Below are 25439 nucleotides of genomic sequence, written 5' to 3' on the forward strand. Positions count from 1 at the left end.
CGCCCGACCATGGCTCCCTTCTGTGTCAAGGGACGCGTTGTAGGGCCTGGTTCCTGAGCTCTTCCGGTTGCGCAGCAGGCGGTTGTAGCGTCGGTTCTGCGGGTCCGTGGAGTGGCTTATCCGAAGTGCCGATGTGCGGGGTCAGGTCGGTCGCGCTGGATTCTTGAGTCGCCCCGCAGTGCCCTCCCGGGCCCGCGCCATCCGCTGGCCCGTCGGCCTCTTTGGACCCAGCTTGGTCATCGACATGGTCCGTGGCAGCAGCCGGCTCGGCGTCGCGTCGGGCGTCGGCGAGCAGTTGGCGGTAGATGGCGTCGCTGATGCGGCGCTTGAGGCATCGCAGTGCTTCGAGTGGGGTCTTGCCGGCGGCGAGCTTGCGTCGGTAGTAGTCCCGGCCGGGGGTGTCGTTGCGGATCTGCACGACCGCAGCGAGGTAGATGACGTGGTTCATCCGCCGGTTCCCGGCCCGTGAGAGTCGGTGGCGGATCTGCTCACCGGAGGAGGCGTCGAGTGGTGCGGTGCCAGTCCACGACGCGAACCGGTTCCTGTCAGCGAACCGCCTCACGTCGCCGACGTCGGCCAGGATCCGGGCTGCACCTGCCGGGCCGATGCCGTACAGGTCGAGCAGGCTCGAGCCGCGTTCGCGCACTGCGGCGGCTTGGTCGGCTTTCATGGCCTTGAGCCGCCGGTCGAGGCGAACCAGGTCATCGATCAGCTCGACGACCATCCGCCGGCGGGTCTTGCTGGCGATGTCGCGCGGACGCACGGTCGCCAGGATCGCCTTGGCCTGCTGGGCGGAGAGGTCCTTCTTCTTCGTTCCCGGCACCAGCTCGGCCAGCAGCCGGTGGATCCGGTTGACCGTCTGGACCCGTTGACGCGACAGCTCGTCGCGGCGGTCGCATAACATTCGGATCGCCTCGAGCTCACCGTCCTCGCATAGTTCCCGCAGCCCGTCGCGGTGCTCAGAGCTGACCGCGACCATCGCGATCGAATGAGCGTCCAGGGCGTCGGTCTTGCGGTTGTGACCGGTGTCGAACAACCGGACCCGAGCCGCCAGCTTGGCCGGCACATCGACCACCCGCTCGCCAGCAGCAAGCAGCCGCTGCGCCACCGACCGGCCCGCCCCATTCGCGCCCTCGACCGCCCACACCCGCCGCGCCCGGTCGGACTCGAGACGATTGACGTAACCCCACATCGCGGCGAACCCCGCCTTGTCGGTGGCGAACCGACCCTCGCCGAGCTTGACCCCGACCGTATTGACGACCTCGATCGTGGCCGACAACTTGTGCGGATCGACCCCGATAACCACCTGCTGCTTGCTGCTCAACACCCACCTCCCGAAACGGACCGCGCCCCGAAACGGGGCCTGAGGACGGTCGGGTGGGCAGCGCTACTACGAGCAGAGCAGTCCCTTCTCGAGCCACACCAGACCACGGTGACCAGCCGGTCGCAGACCATGGAAGAGCCACACCAACACCCGGTGGGCAGCCGCACAGAGAGCCACCCAGCCAGTCACCTAGACCGCAGTCTGGCCAGACCCCGATCCTGCAGTCGAGTCTCTAGTAGCCGCACAGCGGGCTCGGGCCGACCGACCCGCTGGCCATCAGACCCCCGCCACGAGCGCGAACGCGAGCCGCCAGGACGTTCGTGTCAGTCAGGATGGTCGCCGATCGCCTACCTTGAGCGGGTGGATGCTGCAGACAGCTCAACTCATGGTCGGCGGACGCCAAATCTCTTCGGCTCGTGGCACGTCTGGGTGGCTCTGATGGGGATGTGCCTTGGCATCCTCGGAGTCGCTGTAAGCGAAGGGGGCATACGAAACCTGTTCATCCTGATCGTCGGTATCTTCGGATTGCTCGGCAGTCCTGCACTCGAGCGATCTACGAGCCGCCACGACTCGAAGTGAGCGTCACGAAAACGACCCTGACCGGTCGCTGAAAAGGGACCACCGGCCCGGCCGGCGTCGCGAGAACAAGCGCCGCCGCTTGCCAAGAGTCGGGCGAGTCGGCGCCTACCCTCGGTTGATGCCGAGATCAGCAGATCAGCCGATCATCTTCCTCGACGTCGATGGCCCTCTGATCCCGTTCGGGGCCTCCGGCTACCCGACCTTCGGCCGTGGTTTCGACAACCCACTCCTCGAGCGGGTCGACCCCTCACTGGGTCGTCGACTGAGCGAGCTGCCTGGGCAGCTGGTGTGGGCGACGACATGGGAAGACGAAGCCAACGAGGTACTTGGCCCCCTCCTCGGGCTAGCGCCCATGCCAGTCGTGGCGTGGCCCGATGAAGTTGAAGCGGGGGTCCCACCGGGTGTGCATTGGAAGACCGAGGCCTTGTTGTCGTGGGGCAAGGGTCGAGCCCTCGTGTGGATTGACGACGAGATCTCAGATGCGGACCGATCGTGGGTAGAGGCAAGCCGGACCGAGCCGTCCTACCTACTCCGTGTCGATCACCGTGTCGGCCTAACCCAGGCCGACCTCACGGCAGTAGAAACATGGCTAGTACGACTGGGCGGCTGAACACGCTGACACACCTGACTCTGCCGCTGACCGTGCGCGGGCGTGCCGAGGAGCGGATGGGTCACCTACCGAGGTTCCGCAGCCTCTCAATCTCGTTCGCCAAGCTGCTAGGCAGGGCCGCAATGAACGGCTGCAAGTCTGGTTCCCACCAGCCGAGGTCTTCGACGAACGACACGGCAATTGCGTTGTCGACGTACTCGTCGCCTTGGCCGAGGGCCGTATCGAGCACGTCGAAGAGACGCCCAAGTGCGTCGGTGCTGCCTTCCTCGAACCAGGCGAGCGCCTGCCGACGCAGGTCTGCGACCAGCAGATGCAGCAGCAGTTCACCCCCTTGCTCGGCAAGGTGCTTCCGCACGGTGGTCGAGGACTCGGGCACCCTCGACGTGAGTCGGGAGACGAACTCTGCGGCGGTGAGAGCCATGGCCGCATCTTGTCGCAGGGAATGCACGCTCATGCCGCGCTCAGCGCGCCCGACGGGTTCCGCCACGTGCGCCACCTCGAGACCCGCTGACATTTGTTGTGGTCCCGTGGCGTCATACAGGTGTGGACGACCACCAGACACACCGACGGCACGAGGACTTCACCCGCTTCGTGCACGAGACCGGCGCGCGCCTGCACCGATCCGCACTCCTGCTCAGCGGTGACCCGCACCTGGCCGAGGACCTGGCCCAGACGACGTACACCAAGCTGTTCGTGTCCTGGCGACGGGTGAGTCGCACCGGCAACCCCGTCGGCTATGCCCACACGACACTCATCAACGCCTTCTTGTCCCACCGCCGCCTGCGGCGCAGCAGCGAGGTGCCGAGCGACGACATCAGCGGCGACGACATCCGACGCTCCCCGCCGCAAGCGTCACCCGACCACCGCCTCGACCTGCTGGCCGCCCTGCGGTCGTTGCCGCCGATCGACCGGGCCGTCGTCGTCCTGCGCTACTGGGAGGACCGCACCGTCGCCGACACCGCGGCCGCCCTCGACCTCACCCAGGACGCCGTCCGCAGCCGCGCCAGTCGCGCGCTCGTACGGCTCCGCCCCCACCTGACCGCCCCCTCGACCCTGGAGCACTCATGACCGACCACCACCGCGCCGAGACCGTGGCACGCCTCGTGGGCGCCCTGCGCGAGTACCCCGCCGGCACGCCCGACCTCGACCACCTCGCAACCCACACCGTGCGCAGCGGCACCCGGATCCGCCGTCGCCGTCAGGGCGCAACCGTGATCGCCTCGGTCGCCCTGGTCGGGGCGGCGTCGTTCGGCGTGGCCGCGATGTCGCCCGGCGCCCAGTCGTCGTCGGTGCCGTTCGCCACCGCCACGCCGTTGGCGACCGAGACACCGATCGAGAGCCCAACCGTGTATTCGCCGAGAGGCCCAGTAATTCCGGACGGTGCTGACCCGGCGGATTACGGTCTGCCCGTCCTTTTCGAAGCCGTCCCGGTGGCCCCTGCGGCCCGGTACCCCGGCGACGAGGTGCACTTTTACTCCTGTGTCTGCTCGAGCAGCCAGCGGGTGACGCTGAATCTGCGACCCGCCGACACATTCTCCGACTACGACCTGTCCGATGGATCCCGCACCGCCGTGCTCGACGGCGACCCGGCCTGGATCGTCCGCGACGAAGACATCCCCACCGTCGTCGGACCGGTCCGCGACGGCGGGTTCCTCACGCTGACCGCCGCCGGCCTCACCGACACCGAGCTCATCGAGCTCGCGACCACGGTACGCCGAGCACGCTCCTCGACCGGCCAGTAGGCAGTGACCAGGGTGGGTCTCCTTCCCCGAACAGACGGGGCGCGCCTCGACGAGGCCCGGTCGTGGCTCCCGAGCGGCTGCTCGAACGCTTGCGGACTGGGTCGTGCCCTGATCCAGTCCTCAGGAGACCAGGGACGTCTCCCGTGGGCCGTCGTCGATGTCGCGGGCCCCACGTCATTGGCGCCAGTGTTTCCGTCCTGGTGGCAACGCATCCAGGACACGTCTCGTAGACCAGGCATGGAAGCACACGACCTTGACCTAGGACGCGCCTTGGACGACTGCTTCAAGGGTGAGCCGGATGGGCCCCCGCCCGCCCTGTACGTCGCCCGCGGACGACGGCACGTCCAGCGCCGCCGCGCCAGCGGGGCCGTGGCGGCGGTCGGGATCGCCGCCGCGGTCAGCACCGGCTTCGTACTGGTCGGCAACGGGCCCGCCGACGTCAGCGTCCCGACCACCTCGCAGGTCTCGACCCCGCCGATCCCGGCTCCCACCATCCAGACCGAGTACGACGACCCGGAGAACGACAGGGACCTGGCGCGGATCAAGGGCTACGCGGTCGACGGTCGGGGCGAGCTGATCCTCGGTGACGGGGTCGAGGTGATCGAGCGGGTCGACCTGCCCGCCGGCGCCGGCCACGCGGACCGGTCCTACGGCCTGCACCTCGTCCGCGAGGGCGAGGAGTCCTGGGTCTACGCGCCCTGGAATGCTGCGGTCGACGGCTTCACCTACTCCGTCCCCGACCACGTGGTGGCGCCCATCGCGGGCACCACCTTCCGCGCGTGGCTGAAGGACGTCGTCGCAGCGGCGCGTCCACCCGTCGCGGACCCGGACGCCGAGCTCTACACGCGCCAGACCGGCGTGGCGTTCGGTGCCCTCGACGTCGACTCCCGCGGGAGGGTCAGCCTCAACCCGGGCGCCCAGGTCGTGGAGCAGGTCGAAAACCCGCTGGGTCTGGCGGCGCCGTACCGGTCCACCGCTCTCCGCGTCACGTACCAGGGCGTCGAGTCCTGGTGGTTGACCACACCCGAGGGGGGCTTCCCCTACGTCTCTCGCGGTGCGGAGAGCTTCGCCGAGTGGGTGCAGGCCCGCAAGGACCAAGGCGTCACGTTCTCGGCGTCCGGGCCCATGCCTCCGATCGCGAAGCTCGTCGACGGGATGCCCGAGGTGCTTCCCGGCGTCACGGTCGTGCGAGAAGTCGACAACCCCCTCGACCGCGTCGCGCCGGCGCGGTCCGTGGCCTACGTGGTCAGGCTCGGTGACGGCTCGAGATGGTGGCACCTCTGGGAGATCGGACCCAGCGGCTACTTCGGCGCCCAGGTCACCCGCGCCGCCGGCGACGGATACCCGTCGTTCGACGCCTGGCTGGCGGCACAGCGCTCCCAGGCCGCCTGGTGAGTCTCGCCGACCGGGACAGGGAGTTCAGCCAGTTCGTCCAGGCGCGACAACGCCACCTGCGGCGGCTCGCCTTCCTGGTCTGCGGCGACTGGCACCGCGCCGAGGACGTGCTGCAGACCTCGCTCATCAAGCTGTACGCCGCGTGGCCACGGTTGCACCGCGACGGGCGTGAGGAGGCCTACGTCCGCCAGATCATCGTGCGGACGAACATCGACGAGCACCGGCGCCCGCGGCGACGGGAGGTCCTGGGGCTCGACGACGACCTCGACCTTCCTGCACCCGAGCCACTTCCTGTCGAGGACCGATCCGCTCTGTGGGCGGCGCTGCAGGACCTGCCCCCGATGCAGCGCAAGACGATCGTCCTCCGGCACTGGCTCGGCCTCTCGGTCGAGGAGACGGCGACCGAGCTCGGTATCTCGACAGGCACGGTGAAGTCCTACTCGTCACGTGCCATCGAGAAGCTTCAAGCCGCGCTCTCACCACGGTGACACCGCCCGACGGGGCTGGTCGACCACCCGAGCCAGGGCACAGCCAAGGCGAGCCCCACGGGCTGACGCCTTCAGCGTGCCCAGCCCTCGCACGCCACCGGGGCGGCTGGACCCACCGACCTGCGCTCGACGGCGTCCGCACGGTCGCGGTCTACCTGGTCGTCGCCTACCACGCAGGGGTGGGCGCGCTCGGCGGCGGATTCGTCGGGGTCGACGTCTTCTTCGTGCTGTCCGGCTTCCTGGTCGGCGGCATCCTGCTCGACGAGGTCACCCGCACCGGCCGCCTGGACCTGCGTCGGTTCTACGCCCGCCGGGTACGCCGGCTCCTGCCCGCGGCGGTGCTGACCGTGGTCGCGACGGCAGCCATGTTCGTCGTGGTTGCGCCGCTGGTGCGGCGCCTCCCACTGGTCGGCGACGCCCAGGCGGCCCTGCTCTACGTCGCCAACTGGCGCTTCGTCGACCAGTCCAGCGACTACTTCCGCACCGACGTCGACCGTTCGCCGTACCTGCACTTCTGGTCGCTGTCGATCGAGGAGCAGTTCTACGTCGCCTTCCCGCTCGTGCTGCTCGCCCTCGTCGCGGTCGGGCGGCGCTGGCCGCCGGCGGTGCCGGTGGGGCTGACGCTGCTCCTCGCGGGGTCGCTGACGGCCCAGGTGGTGCTGGCCGCGGACGACGTCGACCGGGCCTACTACGGCACCGACGCGCGGGCCTACCAGCTGATGGCCGGGGTGCTGGCTGCCTGGTGGTGGCAGCGCAACGGCCGGGACGTCGTACGACGCGTGGCGGGCCCGCTCGCGGCGGTGGGCCTGGTGGGGGTCGTGGTGTGCGCGCTCGGCGTCCTCGACGTCAGCGCCTCCGTGCGCGGGTTGATGGTGACCGCGGCCGCGCTCGCGCTCGTGCTCGGGGCCGCGGAGGTGGACGAGGGCCCGACCGACGCCCGCGCCCACCCGGTGGGAGCCCTGCTGGCCCGCCCGGCGCTGACCTACCTGGGCCGGATCAGCTACGGCACCTACCTCTGGCACTGGCCGGTGGTCCTCGTGCTGCTCGTGCTCCTCGACGCGCCGACGGCGGTCGTGCTGGTCCTCACCACGGTGCTCGCAACCGGGCTGGCCGCGCTGTCCTTCGAGCTGGTCGAGCTCCCGGTGCGCACCGCCGCCGGGATCGACCACCGCACGGTTGCCACCGTCGTGACCGGCCTGGCCGCCTCGGTGGTGGTCGCGGTCCTGGTGGTCCCGCCCCTGCTCGAGGACGACGCGCGGCCGGCGGTGCCTCGGACCGACTCGCCCCTCGCCCCGGGCGGCGGCGGGCGCCCGGTGCCGACCGGCATCGACTACGCCGAGTACCGCGCCGACCGCGGGCCGCACAACATCTGGTGCACCCTGGAGGATCAGGACCGCTGCGTGGCGCACACCGGTGGGAGCGGGCTGTCCGTGGCGCTCGTCGGCGACAGCCAGGCCCGGATGATCGCGCCACTGATGCACGACCTCGCCGTGGCGCACGACTTCACGCTCTCCTACTCGATCGTCTCGGCCTGCCCGTGGCAGCGCGGCGTGGTCAACACCCTCCTCGACGACCAGGAGCAGCGCGCCTGTGACGCCTCCCGCGAGGACCTGTACGACGGGCTGCTGGAGGAGGCGGACGTCGACGTGGTGCTGCTCGCCCAGCAGGACCGCGACGCCGGCGGGTGGCTCGAGAACCTGCAGCCCGTGGACGGCGAGCAGCGCACCCGCACCGAGACCGAGCTCGCCGCCCTCAACCTCCCCACGATCACCTCGACCCTGGGCACCATCACGGCGACCGGCGCCGACGTGCTGGTGCTGGAGAGCATCATCTCGCCGGGTCCCGACGGCACCGACCCGCTCGAGTGCCTCTCGGCGGCCCGCACGACCGATGAGTGCCTCGTCGCCGCGCCGGCGACGTATCCGGCGTCCGATGCGTTCGTGCGCACCATCGCGACCCGCTCGCCCCGGGTGGCAACCTTCAGCCTCAACCCGCTCATGTGCCCTGACGCCCCCGTGTGCCAACCGGTGCAGGGCGGGCTGCCGGTGTGGCGCGACGAGGCGCACTACGCGCCGCGGGTCCTGCAGACCCACCGCGAGCCGGCGTGGGACCTGTTGGTCGCGACCGGCTTCTTCGACGAGGCCGGCCGAGCCGGCTGAGCCGTCGCCCGGTCGGCGATGGGCTCACCAGTTGACTGGCTAACGTCATTAGCCTTGCGCTAATACTCGTAGCCAGCCGGACGGCGTGGCCGCCCACCTCCCTCCTCAGATCGGTCATCCCATGAGCGCCACACTCGAGTCCACGATCGACATCGACGCCCACGCAGCCGCGGTGTGGTCGGCACTGACCGACTTCGCCCACTACGGCGCCTGGAGCAACTTCTCCCGCGCCGAAGGAGAGGCGCGCGTCGGCACGCGGCTGACGATGACGATGCCGGGCATGACGTTCCACCCGACCGTCACCGTCGCCGAGCGCGACCGCGGGCTCGCCTGGGTCGGCACCATCGCCGGCGGCCGTCTCTTCCGAGGCGAGCACTCGTTCACCCTCGCGAACAACCCCGACGGCAGCACCCGCCTGACGAACCGCGAAGAGTTCTCGGGCCTGCTCACCACCGTGACCAAGCCGCTGCTCAAGCAGACCGGGGACAACGGCTACGCGGCGTTCAACCGCGGCCTCAAGCGCTACGTGGAGCTCGCGACCGCTGTCTCGGCGTAGCAGCCGATCCCCGCGGATCCCGCACCCTCCACGTCACCCCGACGACCCCACCTCTTCAAGGAGCACCGCCATGACGCAGTACCTCCACATCGGCGACCACCGCCTCGCCTACGACCTGGACGGAGACGGCCCCCTGGTCGTCCTCGCCCACGGCATCGGCGACAGCCGCCACTCCTACCGGTTCGTGGCACCCGCGCTGGTCGAAGCCGGCTACCGGGTGGCCAACCTCGACCTCCGTGGCTGCGGCGAGTCCAGCCTCGGGTGGGACGGCTACAGCCGCACCGACATCGCCGGCGACCTGATCGCCGCCGTACGACACCTCGGAGGCGGACCGGCCGTCATCATCGGCCAGTCCATCAGCGGCGGCGCCGCGACGATCGCCGCGGCCACCGCACCCGACCTGATCGCCGGCATCGTCGAGCTGAGCCCCTTCACCCGCGCCCAGTCCTATCCGCTCGGCGCCATCCTGACGAACAAGCGCTACCGCACCGGCGCCATCTCGCTCATGCGGACCCTGATCACCGGCAACCTCGACAGCTGGAAGAAGTACCTCGACCTCGCCTACCCCGCCAAGCCCGCCGACTGGGACGTCGAGGTCGCCCGCATCGACACCACGCTGCGTGAGCCCGGCCGGATGAAGGCACTGCAGGCCATGTGCAGGACCAAGCCCACCGACGCCGGCGAGCAGCTGGCCAACGTCCGCTGCCCCGTCCTGGTCGTCGAAGGCAGCCTCGACCCCGACTGGGCCGATCCGCGCGCCGAGGGGCAGGCCGTCATCGACGACCTTCCCGACGGTCTCGGCGAGCTGGTCGTGCTCGACGGAGTCGGGCACTACCCACACGCCCAGGCCCCCGACGAGCTCGTCGCCCTGACCCTGCCGTTCTTGGCTAGGGTGCTGGCTGATGCCTAGAGCCGGACTCACCCCAGCAGCGGTCACCGAAGGAGCGGCCGAGCTGGCCGACGAGGTCGGGTTGGCACAGCTGAGCATGGGACTGCTCGCTGAGCGGCTCTCGGTCAAGCCCCCGTCGCTCTACAAGCACATCGGCGGGCACGCCGACCTCGTCCACCGCATCGCGGTCCTCGCCGCCAACGAGCTCGGCGACGCCTTGCGCGACGCCACCCAGGGACGAGCCGGCACCGATGCGCTCGTCGCCGCGGCCCAGGCGATGCGCGCCTACGTCAACGCCCACCCCGGCCGCTACGCGGCAGGCAACGACGTCCGTCCTGAGTCACCTCACGACGACCTCACCCGGGCGAGACAGCGGGTTCTTGACTCCTTCTCCGCCGTGCTCCGGGGCTACGACCTCGACCCCGCCAACGAGGTCCACGCCCTCCGGATGCTCCGCAGCATGCTCCACGGGTTCGCCACCCTCGAAGCCGAGGGCGGCTTCCGCTTCGACACCGACATCGACGACAGCTTCTCCTGGATGGTCACGCTGATCGACCAAGGCCTACGCTCGCGATCCCCCGCCGAGGACCTCACCGCAGCTCACTGACGAGCGTCTGGCCGAACCCCGACTGCAGGTCGAGCCGCCGGTGGCCGCTCGTCGAGCGCTCGGGAGTGCCGGACTCCTGCCGTGTTGCGACGACACTTGCCGACGTTCCCATAGGGTCGACCCCATGGCATCCCCCGAGGCGAAGTTCGCCCCTATCGGCGCGCTGCGCGGTGGACTGGTCCTCATGGTCGTCGGCGCACTCGCGGCCTGGGGCCCCATCGACTCGATCCCGCGTTGGGTGGGGATGACGACACTGTTCGTCGGGGCCCTCCTGGTAGCGGTCGCGTTGGGCATCCGGATGCTGCGCACGTAGGCGCCGCCCGCCACCGCGGCACGCAGGATGCTCGCTGCTGCACCACGTGGTTCGGCTCTCCGCGGGCGACACTGCCCTGTCCGGCGCCGTCCTCGTCAGCGGACGGCGGGGGCCACGTCGGTGGGGTCGTCGTAGCCGGCGGGGAGGTCGCGACGCCGCCACTCGCGCGGTGAGGCGCCCATGACGCGCTTGAACGCGTGGGAGAAGGCGGCGTCGGAGGTGTAGCCGAGGCTGGCGCCGACGGCCGTGACCGGCTCGGTCGAGGTGCGCAGGGCGCGGCTGGCGACGTGCATCCGCACCAGGAGCAGGTGCTCCAGGGGCGGTCGGCCCACCAGGTCGCGGAACCGTGCCGCGAAGGCCGACCTGGACATCCGGACCGCCGACGCCAGCTCGGGGACGCTCCACCGGCGCGCGGGGTCCTCGTGGAGCAGCCCGAGCGCGGCGCCGATGCGGTCGTCGGCGAGGGCGCCGAGCCAGCCACCCAGCACGGCGTCGTCGGCGTCCATGGCCACCCGCAAGGCCTCGACGAGGACGACGTTCCCCAGGTGCTCGGCGACGAGCGTCCCTCCGGGCCGCGGGTCGGCCGCCTCCTGGTTGAACAGGTCCATGGCCGCCCGGAGCCGTCCGGCGCTCCGACCGCTCGACCGCACCACGAGCAGGGGCGGGAGGGCGTCGGTCAGGAGGTGACCGCTGGCGTCGTCCAGGACGAACCGGCCGCCGCCGAGCACGGTCTCGTCACCGGCTCCGATGCGGACCCGGTGACGCTCGGCGGCGGCGTACAGGGCGGCCCCGTCGACGGGGTCGACGTCCGCGGCGCTGCTCACGACGTACCCCGAGGGTGCGGTCAGGACGAAGCAGTCCCCCGCCGAGAGGGGCTGCGCGGTCGACCCGTCGACGGTGACCCACGCCGTCCCGCGCTCGACGACGCCGAGCTTGACGTGGTGGACGGTCGGGAACGACAACGCCCAGCGACCCGCCGCCTCGAGTCGGGACGACACGGTCGAGCGGACGGTCAGCAGGCGCAGGATCGGTGACAGCGCGTCCACGGACGGAGCGTATCAGGCAAGTTTTCGGGATCCTGCGGCATTCAGGCTCTCGTCAGTTCTCTCTAACGTCGGTGGTGCTGGACCAGCCGCCTCGTCGTGCGGCCCTCACCACTCGTGAACGGAGCTCACATGCGAGCCACCCTCGGACTCGTCCTGCTGGCGCTCGGACTCTTCCTGTCCGGCACCAATGCCTTCGTCATCGCCGGGCTGCTCCCCGACATCGCCGACGCGCTCGGCACCAGTCAGTCGGCCGTCGGCTACTCGGTGACCTGGTACGCCATCGTCATCGCGATCGCCGCGCCGATCGTCTCGGCGACCCTCACCCGGGTCTCGCGGACGGTCCTGCTGAGTGGCGGGCTGCTGCTGATGGCCGCCGGGACGGCCGTCACGCTCGTCGCGGACTCCGTCGCGGTCTTCACGCTCGGGCGGTGCATCGCTGCCGTCGGTGGGGCCGCGCTGGTCCCCACGGCGATGTCCGTGGCGACGCTCCTGGTGCCGGCCCACCGTCGCGGCGTCGCCCTGGCGACCGTCGCGCTCGGGTTCACCCTCGCCACCGCCGTCGGCGCGCCCACCGGGACCTGGCTCGGCGGCGTCGGCAGCTGGCGGACCCCGTTCCTGGTCGTCCTCGTCTCCGCCGTCGTCCTCGCCGGCGCCGTCGCGGTCACCGTGCGTCGGGCCCCGCGACCGGCTCCGGCTTCCTTCGCGCAGCGGATGGGGGCGCTCCGCGACCGCCGGATCGTGCTCGCCCTGGCCACCACGGTGTCCCTCACCCTCGGGTTCAACGTCGTCTACGTGTTCGCCGCCAGCATCACCGCGCCGGCCACCGGCGGCGACGCCACCAGGCTCGCCGTGCTGCTGCTGGTGCTCGGGCTCGGCGGCATCGTCGGCAACCTGCTCGCCGGCCCCGCCGTCGACCGCTTCGGTAGCGGCCCGGTCGTGGGCGTCACGGTGCTCGTCCAGGTCGTCGCGCTCGTCACCCTGCCGTTCGCCACCGACCGGACCGGCCTGGTGGCCGCCGTCTTCGTCGCCTGGGGCGCAGGGGCACTCGCCGCGCCCGTCGCCGTCCAGCACCGCCTCGCGACCATCGACCAGCAGAGCGCACCGCAGGCGCTGTCGTGGTTCGCGAGCGCGCAGTACCTCGGCATCGCGCTGGCCCCGGTCGCCGCAGCGGTCGTGACCAGCGCCGCCGGGGTCCGGTGGACCCCGTGGGTCTCCGCGGTCGTGCTGCTCGGTGCGGCCGTCATGTTCGACGTCGGGCGTCGCGCCGGTGGGCCCGCCCCGGCCGAGGCGGACGACGTCCCGCCCACTCCTCGGGGCGCCGCGGTGACCCGCTGACCCTCGCGACCGACCACCCCGACCCACACCCTCACCCGCACCCGCACCCGCACCAGGAGTCAGACATGCCCCACAGCGCCCTGATCGTCATCGACATGCAGAACGGCTTCCTGCACCCCGAGGGCTCGGTCCCACGCGCCGGCATGGTCGTGCCCGACGCCGCCGGCCTCGTCGCCCGGACCGCCGCCCTGGTGGCGTCGGCGCACGCCCACGGCGTCCCCGTCGTCCACACCCGGCACTGCTACCGGCGGGGCGGGCTCGAGATGTCGCCGTGGTACCGACGGGCCGCCCAGCCCGTCCTCGCCGTCGCGCCGGAGATGCTGGCCCGTGGCAGCTGGGACGCCGACGTCGTGGACGCGCTCGCCCCCAGCCGGGACGGCATCGTCATCGACAAGGTGCGCTACGACGCCTTCCTGCACACCGAGCTCGAGGTCGTGCTGCGGGCCCTGGGCGTCGAGCACCTCGTCGTCGCCGGTGTCGTCACCAACCTCTGCGTCGAGTCGACCGTCCGCTCGGCCCTGCAACGGGACTTCACGGTCGCCGTCGCCGCCGACTGCACCGCCGCCCTGCCCGGGCAGCACCTGCCCGCACTCGACAGCATGCGGGCGGCGTTCGCCGAGGTCGGCGACGGCCAGGACCTCCTGGCCCGCGCCGTCGACGTCAGTCGTCGATGACGCGGCTCAGGAGTCGACGGGGTGGCGCTCGAGGCAGCCGGTGCCGGCCTCGCGCAGGACGCGCCGCTGGGTCGAGCGCGCCTCGGCGTAGCGGGTGCGGCCGGCGTCGGTGACGGCCACCACGAGGGAACGGCGGTCCTGGTCGCACGAGGTGCGGGTGATCAGGCCGTCCCGCTCGAGCCGGCTCACCAGTCGCGACAGCGCGCTCTGCGTGAGGTGGGCGCTCTCGCCGAGCTGCGACATCCGCAGGCTGCAGTTGTCGGCCTGGGAGAGCTGCTGGAGCACCTCGAACTCGCTCGCGCTCAGGGAGTGCGCGCTGCCGAGCTCGCGGTCGAGGGAGCAGATGAGCCGCTGGTAGCGGCCCATGAGCTGGTGCCACTCCGCCGCCAGCTCGTCGTCGCTCCGGGGTGCCATGGCCCCAATCTAACATTCCCGTGCAATAGATGCTTGTGCATTGGATGCACATGCATCAGTATCGACGTCATGTCCACCTCCTCCCCGGCACCCTCCGTGCCGCCCTCCCGCGCCACCATCCACGCCGCCGACGGCTGGACCGCACGCACCTGGCTGCTGCTCGTCGTCCTGTGCGGCGCGCTGTTCCTCGACGGCCTCGACATCTCGATGGTCGGCGTGGCCCTGCCCTCCATCGGCAACGACCTCGACATGTCGGCCGGCGCCCTGCAGTGGATCGTCAGCGGCTACGTCCTCGGCTACGGCGGCCTGCTGCTGCTCGGCGGGCGCGCCTCCGACCTGCTCGGCCGACGCGGCGTCTTCCTCACCGCGGTCGCCGTCTTCGGGGTCGCCTCGGTCGTCAGCGCCACCCTCACCAGCCCCGAGGCGATCATCGCGCTGCGGTTCGTCAAGGGCGTGGCGGCCGCGTTCACCGTCCCGGCCGGCCTCTCGATCATCACCACGACGTTCGCCGAGGGCCCGGCCCGCAACAAGGCGCTCAGCATCTACACCGTCGTCGGCGCCAGCGGCTTCTCGCTCGGCCTCGTCTTCGGCGGCGTGCTGACCGAGCTGGGCTGGCGGGCCACCCTGATGCTCCCCGGCCCGGTCTCGCTGCTGCTCGTCGCCGTCGGGTGGCGCGTCGTCCCCACCTCCGTGCGCACCCTGACCCGGCTGGGCGACTTCGACCTCGTCGGTGCCGTCTCGAGCACCGGCGCACTGCTGGCGTTCGTCGTGGCCGTCGTCGAGGCGCCCACCCGCGGGTGGACCAGCACGGTCGTGCTGTCGACGTTCGCCCTCAGTGCCGTCCTGGCGGTCACCTTCGTGCTCACCGAGCTGCGGCACCCGACCCCGCTGGTCCGGCTCGGGATCCTGCGGTCGAGCCACCTGGTGCACGCCAACGTGGCCGGCGCGGTCATGGCCGGCGGCTACTTCGCCTTCCAGTTCCTGCTGACCCTCTACCTGCAGGACTCGCTGGGCTGGTCACCGCTGACCATGGCGCTCGGGTTCCTCCCGGCCGGCCTGCTGGTGGTGGCGAGCTCGACCCGCATCGACCGGGTCCTGGCCCGGGTGCGGACCCAGGTGCTGATCGCGGCCGGGATGGCGTCGTTCCTCACGGCGTACCTGCTGTTCCTGCGGGTCGACCCGGCCACCGGGTACGTCGCGCTGCTGCTGCCGACGATGCTGCTGCTCGGCGTCGGGTTCGCACTTACCTTCCCCTCGATCAACGCCCAGGCCACCTCGGGCGTGGTCGACGACGAGCAGGGGCTGGCCTCCGGGCTGGTGAACACCAGCGTCCAGATCGGCGGCGCCGTGGTGCTGGCCATCGTCTCCGCCGTGCTGGTCGACGCCTCGGCCAGCGAGGGCCCGGCCCAGGTCGGGCAGCTGCTGCCCGGCATGCTGACGGCGCTGCAGGTGATCGTGGCACTCACGGCCGCCGGCCTCCTCGCGGCCCTGCTCAGCCTCAGGGCCGGTCGCGGACGACGTACGCCGGTCGCCCCGGTCGAGCGCGTCCCGGTGCCGCAGGCCTGATCCCGCGCCCCCGAGCGACCCACCGAGCGCCCCCGCCCCGACCCGGGGCGGGGGCGCTCCGACCGTCAGGCCTGGTAGGTGAGGAATGAGATCGCGATGTACTGGCAGGCCCAGGCCCCGACGGTGAACACGTGGAAGACCTCGTGGAAGCCGAACCACTGCGGGTGGGGGTCGGGCCACCTGAACCCGTAGATCACGCCGCCGACCGTGTAGAGGACGCCGCCGGTGAGGGTCAGCACCCCGACGGTGACGCTGGCGGCGAAGATGTCGCCCATCAGCGGCGCGATGGCCCAGCCGAGGACGACGTACAGCCCGGTGTAGAGCACCCGCGGAGCACCCATCCACAGGACCCGGAAGGCCACCCCCAGCGCCGCGCCGGTCCAGGCGCCGACGAGGAACGCCTCCTGCTTCCAGCCCTCCAGGGCCAGGGTGGCGATGGGCGTGTAGGTGCCGGCGATGATCAGGTAGATGCAGCCGTGGTCGAGTCGCTGCAGGATGGCGTGCCCGCGCGCGCGCCACGTCCCGACGTTGTAGACGGCGCTGGTCGCGAACTGGACGGTGCCGGCGACGGCGTAGACCACCGCCGCCCACCTGGCCGCGTCCGTGGGGGCGAGGCAGATCAGCACGACGCCCGCCGCCAGGACCAGTGGGCTGGCGCCCGCGTGCAGCCAGCCCCGCATCCGGGGCTTGACCTCGGCGAGCTGCTCGGTCAACGTCTCGTGTCGCTGCGCGGTCATGTCCATCGGACCCCTGGTGTGCGGAGCGTCCCACCCCATGAGAGGCACGGCCGGGGTCTCGGGCCGTGGCACCTGGTGGCTTCACCGGACGGTACCCAGGAAGTCACGGCGCCTGCGGACTTACCGCATTTCGACGACGGCTCGCGACCACCGGCCCGGTTGGCTGGACCCATGACGTCGGCGAGGTCCACCGCCGACCCCACCAGGTGGCGGCTCCTCCTCGTCGTGCTCCTCGCCCTGGTGGCCACGGCCTGCACCCCGCCGGACGCGCCGGACGCCTCGGAACAGTCGGCCTCGCCGGAGGAGTGCGTCCTGACCGGGCGCGTGCCCACCGGGTGCGCCCCGCTGGTGGGGGCCGCGCACGGCGCCAACGACGTGCCGGTCCGCCTGGAGCGCCCCGCCGGGCGGCAGCTCGGCGTACGCCGCACCTACTGGACCGGCGACCAGGTCGACGCCGCGCTCGAGACGGTCGGTGCGGACCTGCGAGAGGGGCGGGTGCCGTGGATCAGCTTCAAGCTGCCGCTCGACTGGGCCGCGATGGCCCGCGGCGACGGCGACGCGTGGGCGCTCGACCTCGCCCGCAGGCTGGCGCGCGAGGACGGACCGGTGTGGCTGGCCTTCCACCACGAGCCCGAGGGCGACGGCGACCTCGACGACTGGCGAGCGATGCAGGAACGCCTCGCCCCCCTCGTGCGCGACGCCGCGCCCAACGTCGCCTTCACCGTCATCCTCACCGGCTGGAACCAGCTGTACGGCGACCCCGCCTACGGCTTCGACCGGGTGTGGCCCCGCGGTGTCACCGTCGACCTCGCCGGGTTCGACCTCTACAACGAGTACGGCGCCACCAAGGACGGCCGCTACGACGACCGCTGGCCGTGCATGGAGTGCGACTTCTACCAGCCCCTGCAGCGCTGGGCCGAGGAGCAGGGCGTGGCCTGGGGTATCGCCGAGCTCGGCTTCACCGACGACGCCGCCCGGGAGCGACCCGAGTGGCTGCAGCAGACCTACGACGAGGTCGCGGCGTCCGGCGGCGTCGCGTTCACCTACTTCGACACCCCCTACAACAGCACCGCGTCGTGGGACCTCGACGACCCCGCCAAGCGCCGCCTGTTCACCGACCTCGTCGCCCGCGGACCGGTGGTCAGTCGCCGACGCCGTGCCGTTGGGCCCACAGCGCGGCCTGGGTCCGGTCGTGCACGCCGATCCGGGCGAACGCCGAGGTGAGGTGCGCCTTGACCGTGCGCTCGGAGATGCCGAGCCGGCGGGCGATCTGCTTGTTGGCGAGGCCGGCGCGCACGAGGGCGAGCACCTCGGTCTCACGAGGGGTCAGGTCGGCGGCCGGCGTGGGTCCGCGGCGCGCGGTCAGCAGCGACCGGGCGGCGCGGGGGTGCAGCGGCGACTCGCCGCGGCTGACCGCCCGGATGCCCTCGATGACGTCGTCGGGGTCGGCGTCCTTGAGCAGGTAGCCGACGGCACCGGCGTCCAGCGCGGCGACGATCCGCTCGGCGTCGGAGAAGCTGGTGAGCACCAGCACCTGGGTGTCGGGGTGCGCGGCGACGACCCGCCGCGTCGCGGTGACGCCGTCCACCCCGGGCATCTGCAGGTCCATCAGCACCACGTCGGGCGCCGTCCGCCCCACGACGTCGAGGGCCTCCGCGCCGTCGGCCGCCTGCCCCACGACCTCGATCCCGTCGGCGGCGTCGAGCAGCTGCGCCAGTCCCCCGCGCACGATCGCGTGGTCGTCGACGAGGACGACGCGCACCGGGCGCGTCCCGCTCATGCCGGCACCTCCAGCCGGACGGTCGTCCCCGAGCCCGGGACCGAGGTGACCTGCAACCGGCCGCCGTGGTCGCGCGCCAGGCTGGTCAGGCCCCGCAACCCGTACGACGTCGGTCGCACCGCGCCCTGGTCGAAGCCCTCGCCGTCGTCGGCGACCACCAGCACCACCTGGTCGCCACCGCGGGTGACGTCGACCGTCACCCGACGCGCCGCGGCGTGGCGCAGCGTGTTGCGGATCGCCTCCTGCGCGACCCGCCAGGTCAGGGCGACCGTGTCGTCCGGGACTCCGGCCAGGTCGGCCACGGTCACCGTCGCGTCGACCTGCTGGTCGGCGGCACCGGCCGTGAGGTCGACCAGCGCCGCCTCGAGGTCGGTCGCGCGCAGCCCCGGCGGGTGGATCTCGACCAGCAGCGAGCGGAGGCTCCGCATGGCCGAGCGCAGGCCGTCGGCGGCCTCGCGCAGCTGGCGGCGCTCGACCTCGTCACCCGCGGTCCGGGCCAGTGCCGACAGCGCGAACGACGTGCCGGCGAGGTCCTGCACGACGCCGTCGTGCAGGTCGCGGGCGATCCGCCGGCGCTCGGCGTCCGAGGCGTCGGCGGCGTCGACCAGCAGCCGCTCGCGCTCGACCGCGGCGCGGGTGAGCCGGCGGGTGAGCACCCACAGCATCGGGGTGGCCACCGCGAGCAGCGCGACCAGCGCACCCACGGTGATCGTCCGGAACGGCGCGACGAGCTCCTCCTGCCGGTCGTCGATCCGGCCGGCGTCGAAGTAGGCCTCGAACAGCAGCGGCTCCCCCTCCGGCGACTCGATCCGGGTGTAGACCTCGACCAGCTCGCCGCCGGCGGCCTCGTACTGGTTCTCCGGCTCGGCGAGGTCGGAGACCTCGGCGTCGGTGCCGCCCTCGTCGAGGACCTCCAGCTCGTCCTCGTCGAGGGTGAAGTCGTCGAAGACCAGGCGGGCCTCGTCGGACCAGACGATGGTGCCCTCCCGGTTCCAGATCTTGACCCGGCGTACGTCGCCGACCCGCAGCCGCTCGCGCATCTGCCGGTCGAAGCGGTCGACCGCCCCGGGGTCGCCGGCGACCAGGCCCGGGGGCACCGCGGGCTCGGCGACCGAGGTGGCCAGCAGCTCGGTCGTCGACCGCGCGTCGGAGATCGCCTCCTCGCGCGCCGAGCGCCCCCCGAGGGCCGAGGTGACGAGCACGAGGACGACGAGCACGAGGAGCCCGGCGGCCAGGAAGGTGGCCACCGGGCTCCGCAGCGTGCTGCCGAGAAGGGTCATCGCGTCGCGATCATGCCGCCTCAGTAGCGGACGCGCGCGACGCAGGTCTGTCCGGCGCGGGTGGCGCGGAACGTGAAGGAGTCGGTGCCGGGGTTGTCGACGAGCTTGCGCTCGACCTCGAAGGAGCCGCTGCGGGCCGTGGTGACCGACCGGCCCCGGGCCGACACGTCGCCGTTGTGGCGCAGCACCCAGCCCCAGGTCTGGCCGGCGCGGTTGGTGTCGATCTCGGCCTCGACCTCGATCCGGCCGTCGTCCTCCTTGGCCTTGATCTTCCAGCGGGCGCCGTCGGAGCACGGCCCCGTCCGGATGACCCGGTCGTCGTCGCCGCCGCTCGCCCGGGCGGCGCCGGCGCCGACGGTGCTGACGGTGCTGATGGTGCCGAGCCCGATCACCAGGGCGGCTGCTGCGGCGTACCTCGGGGTGCTGGTCCTCATGGTCGTACCTCTCGCTCGTGGGTTCTTGCTGCTGCCTCGAGTCCATCGCGGGACGAGGAGGGGTTCCCAGATGTCCGATGGTCCTAGTACCTCCGCGGCGCATGGCCCGAACGGGCTATGGCCGTCACCCTTTCGGGCGACGAAGGTGGGGTTTTGACACTTCGTGACGCGCGACTACCACCCGACGAGAGGGGGCGCCCGTGACCGACGTCCGTGGCGGCGCCACGCTCCCGACGAGACCGCCCGTCGTACGACGCCCGCTGCGGCTACCCGCTGACGACCGGATCTCGCTGCCCCCGGCCCCACGCCGGTCGTCGCGCACCGAGCCGGTCGTCGGGGTGCCGGGGGCCGGCGGGCTGGCCCGGCCGCGCCTGACGGCGGCGCTCGACCGGGTCCTGACAGCCCGGATCTGCGCCGTGGTGGCGCCGGCCGGCGCCGGGAAGACCACGGCGCTGGCGCACTGGGCCCGCCAGACCCCGGCCGACGTCGCCTGGTTCCGTGCCGGCCCCGACACGCGCGACCACGGCGCCGCGCTGCTCGACGGGCTCGCGGCCGCCGTGCACGCGGTCGCGCCGCAGCACCCCCGGGCGACGGGGTGGGACTCGTTGGTCGAGGTCTGCACGCAGCACCAGCGGCCGCTGGTCCTCGTCGTCGACGACCTCCACCACCTGACCGCCCCCGACCTGGCGGCCCGCGCCGCGGCGGAGATCGGCGCAGCGGTCGAGCACCTGCTGCTCGAGACCGAGCGCGTGCACCTGGTCGTCGCGAGCCGGACCCCGCCGCCGCTCAACCTGGCCCGGACCGAGGTGGCGAGCGCGGTGGTCGGTGCCGCCGACCTGCGGTTCCGACCGGCCGAGACGGCCGCGCTGTTCGCCGACGTCTACACCCTGCCGCTCAGCGACCCCGACGCCCGCCTGCTCACCCGTCGTACCGGTGGGTGCGCCGCGGCCCTGCACCTGTTCCACCACACCGTCGCGGGGCGGCCCGCGGAGGTGCGGCACCGCTCGGTGCGGGCCCTCGGACGACGCGACGACTACGCCCGCGAATACCTCGCGCAGACCGTGCTGGCCCAGCTCACCACCGACGAGCTCGGGTTCCTGCAGGAGACCGCCACGCTCGAGGTCCTGACCGGTGAGCTCTGCGACCGGCTGCTGGGGACGACCGGCAGCCAGGACCGCCTCGGCGACCTGCGTCGCCGCGGCATCGTCGTGCCGGCCGACGGCGGCGCCGGCCTGTGCGTGCCGGAGGTGCTCCGTGCGCACCTGCTGGCCGCGATGCGGGCCGACGTCGGCGACGACGTCACCGACCGGTGGTACGCCGCCACCGCCGACCTGCTCGTCGGCCACGACCCCGACGCCCCTGGCGCCCTCGCCGCCGCGGCCGTCCGGGCCGCCGTCGCGGGTCGCGACTGGGCCGCGGCGCGCACCATCGCCTCGACGCACTGGCACCGGGTCGTCGACGACCCCGGCCTCGACTGGGCCGACGCAGTCCCCGCCGAGGAGGTCGGGCGGGAGGTGCGCATCGCCCGAGCGGTCCGCGACCGCCGCGACGGGGCGCTGGACGCCGCGGCGGCCTGGATCCACGACGACGACGTCGACCCCGCCGACGCGCCCGACGCGCTGACCGCGACCGCGCGCGACGTCGTCCGGTTCTGCCGCACCTGGACGACCGGCGACCTGCAGCCCGGCGACCGCTGGTGCGACTACCTCCGGGCCGCCCTGCGCCGCCCGCAGCCCGACCGGCGCACGGCTCTCGACGCCGCGCACGTCGACGTGCTGCGGGCCTTCGAGCACGCGGTCGCCGGCTCCTGGGCGGAGTCCCGCAGGTTGCTGCGGGGGTGCACCGGCCGCCTGGACGACGACCCCGCCACCAGCTGTGCGGTCGACCTCCTCGCCGCGGCGCTGGCCCCCGTCGACCCCGCCGAACCCGAGCGCACGGAGACGATCAGCGCCCGCGCCGAGGACCTGGGGCTGCCCTGGGTCGCGCGGGTCGCCCACGGCCTGGCCTGCGTGCAGCGCGGCGACACGACCTCCCCCGCCGACGCCGTCCGCGCCGCCGACGACCGGGGCGACCGGTGGGGCGCCCTGCTGCTCGCCGCCGCCCTCGCGACCGGCCGGCTGCGCAGCGACACGCCGTCCGTCGCTGCCTTCGACGACCTGGTCCGGCGCTGTCGCAGCCTCGAGGCCCCGGCCCTGGAGGCCTGGGCGCGCAGCGGTGCCGCCCTCGCCGCGGCCGCGGCGCACCTGCCCGACTCCTCGCGCGACGCCGAGTCGGCGATCGGCTTCGCCCACAGCGCCCAGGTGCCGGGCGCCCTCGCCCTCGCCTACGCCGCCGCCGGCATCGCCCGCGCCGACCCCGAGATGCGGCAGCTCGCCGAGGACGAGGCCGGCCGGATCGGGCTCGGGGTCCGGCCCTGGGAACTGCTCGACCCGTCGGGCGCCGACGACGCCCCGGCGACCGCGCTCCCCCGCACCCCCCCGCTCGACGTCCGTTGCTTCGGCGGCTACGAGGTGCTCCTCGACGGCACGGCTCCCGACCTGACGCGGGTCCGTCCCCGGGCGCGAGCGCTGCTGCGCCTGCTCTCGCTGTACGCCGGGCAGCCCGTGCACCGCGAGGTGATCGTCGACGCGATGTGGCCGCAGCTCGACGGCGCCGCGGCCACCCACAACCTGCACGTGTGCGTCTCCGGGCTGCGCTCCGCGCTCGAGCCCGGGGTGCCGCGCGGTGGCAGCCGGCTGGTCGTGCGCGACGGCGAGCGCTACCTGCTCGCCCTCCCCGAGGGCGCGGTCTCCGACCTGCGCACCTTCGACCAGCTCGTCGCCGCGGCCGAGCGCGCCCGCAACGCCGCGGCGCCCGACCGGGCGATCGCCGACCTCGAGGCCGCCCTGCGGCTCTACACCGGCGACGTGCTGCCGGAGGACGGTCCGACCGAGTGGGTGCTCCCGCACCGCGAGCAGTACAAGGTGCGCGCCGCCGAGGCGGCCGCGATGCTCGGCCGGCTCCACCTCGACCACGGGCGCCCCGCCGAGGCGGCGGCCGCGGCCCGGCGCAGCATCGACGTCGACCCGTGCCGCGACGCGTCCTGGCGGCTGCTGGTCGCGGCGCACCAGTCCGCGGGCGACCTCGCAGCCTCGGAGGAGGCGCGCCGCTCCTACGCCGAGGTGCTCGCCTCGCTCGGCGTCGTGTCCAGCACCGCCAGCGCCATCGGCTCCGCGGGCCGGGCCTAGCCGGCGCTGCCGCACGGCCACCCACCGACCGCGGCGCACGGCGCGCCCCCGATCCCCCAACCGCCCACCAGCCGCAGCGCACCGCGCGCCGGACGATCACCGCCGGATGGGCTGCACCTGCTCGCCGTTGAGCAGCACCGACACGTCGCAGCTCGTCGGGACGGGTGCGTCCGGCGGCTCGCCGGGGCTGCGGCAGACCACCCGGAGCACCACCGACTCGGTGACCCGGATCGGGGAGACGAAGTGGAAGTCGAGGTCGCGGAAGTTCTCCAGCGCGTGCTCGAGCCGCACGTCGTCGTCGACGATCACCTGCACCCGCCCGAAGTCGCCCTGGGGGTTGCTCAGGACCAGGTCGGTCAGGTCGAAGGTGTCGTCGGCACCCTCCAGCGCGAACGTGTCGGTGCCGGTCGCGCCCGTGACGACGTTCAGCCGAGGACTGATGTCGGAGACCAGCACCCGCGGCTCGCGGGCCTCGCCGCCCGCACCGCCGCCCGCACCACCGCCGGACCCGCCGCCACCCCCCTGCTCCGCCTCGTCGGCCGCCTGCTTGGCGTCGGTGGCCGCACCGCCGGCCTCCTCGGCCGCCACGGCGGCCTGCACGGCCGCCTCCTCGGCCTCGGCGGCGGCCTCCTCCGCAGCGTCCTGGGCCTGGGACTCGATCGTCGGCTGCAGGACCGTGAACCACAGCAGGAGCAGCAACGCCACGAGCGCGAGCAGCGCGAGCAACGCCCACAGCAGCCACTTCGGCACGACGGGGGTCTGCACCCAGCTGCCCTGGAGCTCGACCGGGGTGGAGTCCTGCGGTGCGACGCCGACGACGAACGGGTGCGTGACCGGCTGGCCCCGCCAGATCCGCCGCAGCGGCGCCACCTTGACCGAGACGAAGCGGGCCTCGCCCGGCAGGATCGCCAGCCCGACCGGGTCGACCTTGAAGCGCACCCGGTCGCCGTCGGCCGCGGCGTCGACGAGCACGTTGACGGGGACGTTGCCCCGGTTGTCCACGGCGACCTGGTGCCGGCCGCGCCGGCCCTGCGAGGTCCGCGGCACCAGCTCGGCGGTGGTCTCGAGGAACGGCAGCACCTCCACCAGCCCCTCGGGCACGACGGCGTGCTCGGGGTGCTCGGTCGGCACCACGCGGACGCCGAACGGCAGCTCGCCGGCGGGCGTGCGCGCCGACCGCGGGGGCTTGAAGACCACCGTCGCCGTCGTCGCCGTCCCGGGGTAGAGCGAGACCGTGGCCGGCTCCACCGTGGCCCACGCCGCGGGCGCGCCGATGACCGAGATTGCGTAGCCCTCGACGACCTGGCCGTTGTTGCGGATCTGCAGGGGAACGACGGCCTCGCCCCCGGCGTCGAGGCGCAGGGACGTCGAGTCCAGGCTCGCACTGGTCGTCATGGTGGCGACCGTAGGGGCGCCGGACGCCGGCGTGACGGGGCGCACGGGTGACCGTCCGGGCACGACGTCCTGCCCGTTGAGTCAGCGGTGAGTGGACTGAGAGGGCCGTCCGGTTGCGTGGCCCGCGGCGCGCGAACGACGCGGCCGGAGTGCCTGGAGGCGAGATGACCAGTTCCGTGCAGCGGGTCGGTGTCTACGTGGACGCCTGGGACCCGATCCTCAAGGCCGGGGTGGTCAGCCACCTCCGGCACCGTCCCGAGATCCGGCTGCTCACCGACGCCGAGGCCGAGGAGGCCGTGGTGACCGTGGTGGTCACCGACGCCCTGGACGAGCAGACGACCCAGATGCTCAAGCAGCGGCAGCGCACCTCCGAGACCCGCCTCGTGCTCGTGGCCAGTGGCCTCGACGACTCCGACGTCGTGATCGCCGCCGAGGCCGGCGTCGTCGGCCTGCTGCGGCGGCACGAGGCCTCGGCGGAGCGGCTCGTCACGGCGATCCTCGGGGCTGCGGTCGACGAGGGCACCGTGCCGTCGGACCTGCTGGGCCGGCTGCTCGGGCAGGTCGGCGCCCTGCAGCGCGGCTTCCTGGGCCCGCGCGGGCTGATGTTCAACGGGCTCGCCGCCCGGGAGGTCGAGGTGCTGCGCCTGGTCGCCGACGGCTGCGACACCCAGGAGATCGCCGACAAGCTCGCCTACTCCGAGCGCACCGTCAAGAACGTCCTGCACGACGTCACCACCCGCCTGCAGCTGCGCAACCGGTCGCACGCCGTCGCCTACGCCCTGCGCCAGGGCCTGATCTGACGCCTGCCCGATCGGCAGCCGGGCGGTGCCCGTTCGGCGGTACGCCGACCGGTCGCCGCGGGCCGCGACGCTCGCGATGATCGCGGACC

General features: G+C 72.8%; 25 protein-coding genes. 16 read left to right on the forward strand and 9 right to left on the reverse strand.

The genetic code is table 11. The features are described from left to right. Positions 1-25: 25 nt before the first annotated feature. On the reverse strand, positions 26-1324 hold the full coding sequence (locus AC4MBH_RS23335) for an IS110 family RNA-guided transposase (RefSeq protein WP_491794885.1): 1299 nt from the start codon (positions 1322-1324) through the stop codon (positions 26-28). A 697-nt stretch (positions 1325-2021) separates the two neighbouring features. Between AC4MBH_RS23335 and AC4MBH_RS23340 the strand changes: the two genes are divergently transcribed. Next, the gene (locus AC4MBH_RS23340) at positions 2022-2513 is read left to right on the forward strand and encodes an HAD domain-containing protein (RefSeq protein WP_491797810.1); all 492 of its coding nucleotides are present in this window, start codon (positions 2022-2024) and stop codon (positions 2511-2513) included. Between the two features lie 61 nt (positions 2514-2574). On the opposite strand, the gene AC4MBH_RS23345 is transcribed toward AC4MBH_RS23340, so the two are convergent. Further along, a complete protein-coding gene (locus AC4MBH_RS23345; RefSeq protein WP_491797811.1) occupies positions 2575-3000 on the reverse strand; it encodes a DUF7674 family protein in 426 nt (141 codons plus the stop codon). 56 nt (positions 3001-3056) lie between these two features. Here AC4MBH_RS23345 and AC4MBH_RS23350 point away from each other — a divergent pair, with 56 nt between their 5' ends. From AC4MBH_RS23350 to AC4MBH_RS23390, 9 genes are all read left to right on the forward strand, one after another. Then, positions 3057-3581 carry a SigE family RNA polymerase sigma factor gene (locus AC4MBH_RS23350; RefSeq protein WP_491797812.1) on the forward strand — a complete coding sequence of 175 codons (525 nt, stop codon included), beginning with the start codon at positions 3057-3059 and terminating at the stop codon, positions 3579-3581. Positions 3582-3616: 35 nt separating this feature from the next. Further along, positions 3617-4255: a hypothetical protein gene (locus AC4MBH_RS23355; protein ID WP_491797813.1), complete on the forward strand. Its 639-nt coding sequence runs from the start codon at positions 3617-3619 to the stop codon at positions 4253-4255. Between the two features lie 270 nt (positions 4256-4525). Then, positions 4526-5650 (forward strand): hypothetical protein, encoded by a 1125-nt coding sequence (locus AC4MBH_RS23360; RefSeq protein WP_491797814.1) that lies wholly within the window; start codon positions 4526-4528, stop codon positions 5648-5650. After that, on the forward strand, positions 5647-6138 hold the full coding sequence (locus AC4MBH_RS23365; RefSeq protein ID WP_491797815.1) for a SigE family RNA polymerase sigma factor: 492 nt from the start codon (positions 5647-5649) through the stop codon (positions 6136-6138). Before AC4MBH_RS23360 ends, AC4MBH_RS23365 begins: the two co-directional genes overlap by 4 nt. Further along, entirely contained in the window at positions 6135-8297 is a 2163-nt protein-coding gene (locus AC4MBH_RS23370) for an acyltransferase family protein (protein WP_491797816.1), read from the forward strand. The genes AC4MBH_RS23365 and AC4MBH_RS23370 overlap by 4 nt, the downstream gene beginning before the upstream one ends. Positions 8298-8418: 121 nt before the next feature. Next, the gene (locus AC4MBH_RS23375) at positions 8419-8853 is read left to right on the forward strand and encodes an SRPBCC family protein (RefSeq protein WP_491797817.1); all 435 of its coding nucleotides are present in this window, start codon (positions 8419-8421) and stop codon (positions 8851-8853) included. Positions 8854-8923: 70 nt separating this feature from the next. Beyond that, positions 8924-9763: an alpha/beta fold hydrolase gene (locus AC4MBH_RS23380; RefSeq protein WP_491797818.1), complete on the forward strand. Its 840-nt coding sequence runs from the start codon at positions 8924-8926 to the stop codon at positions 9761-9763. Continuing rightward, positions 9756-10349, forward strand: coding sequence for a TetR/AcrR family transcriptional regulator (locus AC4MBH_RS23385; protein WP_491797819.1), 594 nt, complete (start codon positions 9756-9758; stop codon positions 10347-10349). Before AC4MBH_RS23380 ends, AC4MBH_RS23385 begins: the two co-directional genes overlap by 8 nt. 124 nt (positions 10350-10473) lie before the next feature. Beyond that, positions 10474-10662 (forward strand): hypothetical protein, encoded by a 189-nt coding sequence (locus tag AC4MBH_RS23390; protein WP_491797820.1) that lies wholly within the window; start codon positions 10474-10476, stop codon positions 10660-10662. A gap of 95 nt (positions 10663-10757) precedes the next feature. Here AC4MBH_RS23390 and AC4MBH_RS23395 read toward each other — a convergent pair whose 3' ends face one another. After that, entirely contained in the window at positions 10758-11708 is a 951-nt protein-coding gene (locus AC4MBH_RS23395) for an AraC family transcriptional regulator (protein ID WP_491797821.1), read from the reverse strand. 129 nt (positions 11709-11837) lie between these two features. Here AC4MBH_RS23395 and AC4MBH_RS23400 point away from each other — a divergent pair, with 129 nt between their 5' ends. Together AC4MBH_RS23400 and AC4MBH_RS23405 are read left to right on the forward strand one after the other, a co-directional pair. Further along, positions 11838-13043 carry an MFS transporter gene (locus AC4MBH_RS23400; protein ID WP_491797822.1) on the forward strand — a complete coding sequence of 402 codons (1206 nt, stop codon included), beginning with the start codon at positions 11838-11840 and terminating at the stop codon, positions 13041-13043. A gap of 65 nt (positions 13044-13108) precedes the next feature. Beyond that, positions 13109-13717: a cysteine hydrolase family protein gene (locus tag AC4MBH_RS23405; RefSeq protein WP_491797823.1), complete on the forward strand. Its 609-nt coding sequence runs from the start codon at positions 13109-13111 to the stop codon at positions 13715-13717. A 6-nt stretch (positions 13718-13723) separates the two neighbouring features. On the opposite strand, the gene AC4MBH_RS23410 is transcribed toward AC4MBH_RS23405, so the two are convergent. Next, the gene (locus tag AC4MBH_RS23410) at positions 13724-14131 is read right to left on the reverse strand and encodes a MarR family winged helix-turn-helix transcriptional regulator (RefSeq protein ID WP_491797824.1); all 408 of its coding nucleotides are present in this window, start codon (positions 14129-14131) and stop codon (positions 13724-13726) included. A 69-nt stretch (positions 14132-14200) separates the two neighbouring features. Here AC4MBH_RS23410 and AC4MBH_RS23415 point away from each other — a divergent pair, with 69 nt between their 5' ends. Then, positions 14201-15697, forward strand: a complete 1497-nt coding sequence (locus AC4MBH_RS23415) for an MFS transporter (RefSeq protein WP_491797825.1) — start codon at positions 14201-14203, stop codon at positions 15695-15697. Between the two features lie 65 nt (positions 15698-15762). Here AC4MBH_RS23415 and trhA read toward each other — a convergent pair whose 3' ends face one another. After that, entirely contained in the window at positions 15763-16434 is a 672-nt protein-coding gene (trhA, locus tag AC4MBH_RS23420; RefSeq protein WP_491797826.1) for a PAQR family membrane homeostasis protein TrhA, read from the reverse strand. Positions 16435-16605: 171 nt separating this feature from the next. Between trhA and AC4MBH_RS23425 the strand changes: the two genes are divergently transcribed. Further along, positions 16606-17658 (forward strand): hypothetical protein, encoded by a 1053-nt coding sequence (locus AC4MBH_RS23425; RefSeq protein ID WP_491797827.1) that lies wholly within the window; start codon positions 16606-16608, stop codon positions 17656-17658. On the opposite strand, the gene AC4MBH_RS23430 is transcribed toward AC4MBH_RS23425, so the two are convergent. Genes AC4MBH_RS23430 through AC4MBH_RS23440 form a run of 3 tightly spaced genes read right to left on the reverse strand, consistent with a single transcriptional unit; the run spans position 17576 to position 19928 of the window. Beyond that, on the reverse strand, positions 17576-18214 hold the full coding sequence (locus AC4MBH_RS23430; protein ID WP_491797828.1) for a response regulator: 639 nt from the start codon (positions 18212-18214) through the stop codon (positions 17576-17578). The two genes, AC4MBH_RS23425 and AC4MBH_RS23430, sit on opposite strands and share 83 nt — an antisense overlap. After that, complete coding sequence (locus AC4MBH_RS23435) at positions 18211-19494, reverse strand: sensor histidine kinase (RefSeq protein ID WP_491797829.1); 1284 nt, start codon at positions 19492-19494, stop codon at positions 18211-18213. The genes AC4MBH_RS23430 and AC4MBH_RS23435 overlap by 4 nt, the downstream gene beginning before the upstream one ends. Positions 19495-19514: 20 nt before the next feature. Further along, on the reverse strand, positions 19515-19928 hold the full coding sequence (locus tag AC4MBH_RS23440) for a hypothetical protein (RefSeq protein WP_491797830.1): 414 nt from the start codon (positions 19926-19928) through the stop codon (positions 19515-19517). 200 nt (positions 19929-20128) lie between these two features. Between AC4MBH_RS23440 and AC4MBH_RS23445 the strand changes: the two genes are divergently transcribed. Beyond that, the gene (locus tag AC4MBH_RS23445) at positions 20129-23155 is read left to right on the forward strand and encodes an AfsR/SARP family transcriptional regulator (RefSeq protein WP_491797831.1); all 3027 of its coding nucleotides are present in this window, start codon (positions 20129-20131) and stop codon (positions 23153-23155) included. A gap of 96 nt (positions 23156-23251) precedes the next feature. Here AC4MBH_RS23445 and AC4MBH_RS23450 read toward each other — a convergent pair whose 3' ends face one another. Next, positions 23252-24550, reverse strand: a complete 1299-nt coding sequence (locus tag AC4MBH_RS23450; RefSeq protein WP_491797832.1) for a COG1470 family protein — start codon at positions 24548-24550, stop codon at positions 23252-23254. 164 nt (positions 24551-24714) lie between these two features. Here AC4MBH_RS23450 and AC4MBH_RS23455 point away from each other — a divergent pair, with 164 nt between their 5' ends. Beyond that, complete coding sequence (locus tag AC4MBH_RS23455; protein ID WP_491797833.1) at positions 24715-25350, forward strand: helix-turn-helix transcriptional regulator; 636 nt, start codon at positions 24715-24717, stop codon at positions 25348-25350. Positions 25351-25439 lie beyond the last annotated feature (89 nt).

The organism is Nocardioides sp. WJ219, from assembly GCF_058559815.1.

Excerpts from the sequence above, each read along its gene's own strand:
- AC4MBH_RS23375 (WP_491797817.1), top strand. The coding sequence starts at position 8,419 with ATGAGCGCCACACTCGAGTCCACGATCGACATCGACGCCCACGCAGCC.
- AC4MBH_RS23415 (WP_491797825.1), top strand. The coding sequence starts at position 14,201 with ATGTCCACCTCCTCCCCGGCACCCTCCGTGCCGCCCTCCCGCGCCACC.
- AC4MBH_RS23380 (WP_491797818.1), top strand. The coding sequence starts at position 8,924 with ATGACGCAGTACCTCCACATCGGCGACCACCGCCTCGCCTACGACCTG.
- AC4MBH_RS23430 (WP_491797828.1), bottom strand. The coding sequence starts at position 18,214 with ATGAGCGGGACGCGCCCGGTGCGCGTCGTCCTCGTCGACGACCACGCG.
- AC4MBH_RS23405 (WP_491797823.1), top strand. The coding sequence starts at position 13,109 with ATGCCCCACAGCGCCCTGATCGTCATCGACATGCAGAACGGCTTCCTG.
- AC4MBH_RS23455 (WP_491797833.1), top strand. The coding sequence starts at position 24,715 with ATGACCAGTTCCGTGCAGCGGGTCGGTGTCTACGTGGACGCCTGGGAC.
- AC4MBH_RS23440 (WP_491797830.1), bottom strand. The coding sequence starts at position 19,928 with ATGAGGACCAGCACCCCGAGGTACGCCGCAGCAGCCGCCCTGGTGATC.
- AC4MBH_RS23340 (WP_491797810.1), top strand. The coding sequence starts at position 2,022 with ATGCCGAGATCAGCAGATCAGCCGATCATCTTCCTCGACGTCGATGGC.
- AC4MBH_RS23390 (WP_491797820.1), top strand. The coding sequence starts at position 10,474 with ATGGCATCCCCCGAGGCGAAGTTCGCCCCTATCGGCGCGCTGCGCGGT.
- AC4MBH_RS23410 (WP_491797824.1), bottom strand. The coding sequence starts at position 14,131 with ATGGCACCCCGGAGCGACGACGAGCTGGCGGCGGAGTGGCACCAGCTC.
- AC4MBH_RS23400 (WP_491797822.1), top strand. The coding sequence starts at position 11,838 with ATGCGAGCCACCCTCGGACTCGTCCTGCTGGCGCTCGGACTCTTCCTG.
- trhA (WP_491797826.1), bottom strand. The coding sequence starts at position 16,434 with ATGACCGCGCAGCGACACGAGACGTTGACCGAGCAGCTCGCCGAGGTC.
- AC4MBH_RS23385 (WP_491797819.1), top strand. The coding sequence starts at position 9,756 with ATGCCTAGAGCCGGACTCACCCCAGCAGCGGTCACCGAAGGAGCGGCC.
- AC4MBH_RS23435 (WP_491797829.1), bottom strand. The coding sequence starts at position 19,494 with ATGACCCTTCTCGGCAGCACGCTGCGGAGCCCGGTGGCCACCTTCCTG.
- AC4MBH_RS23450 (WP_491797832.1), bottom strand. The coding sequence starts at position 24,550 with ATGACGACCAGTGCGAGCCTGGACTCGACGTCCCTGCGCCTCGACGCC.
- AC4MBH_RS23425 (WP_491797827.1), top strand. The coding sequence starts at position 16,606 with ATGACGTCGGCGAGGTCCACCGCCGACCCCACCAGGTGGCGGCTCCTC.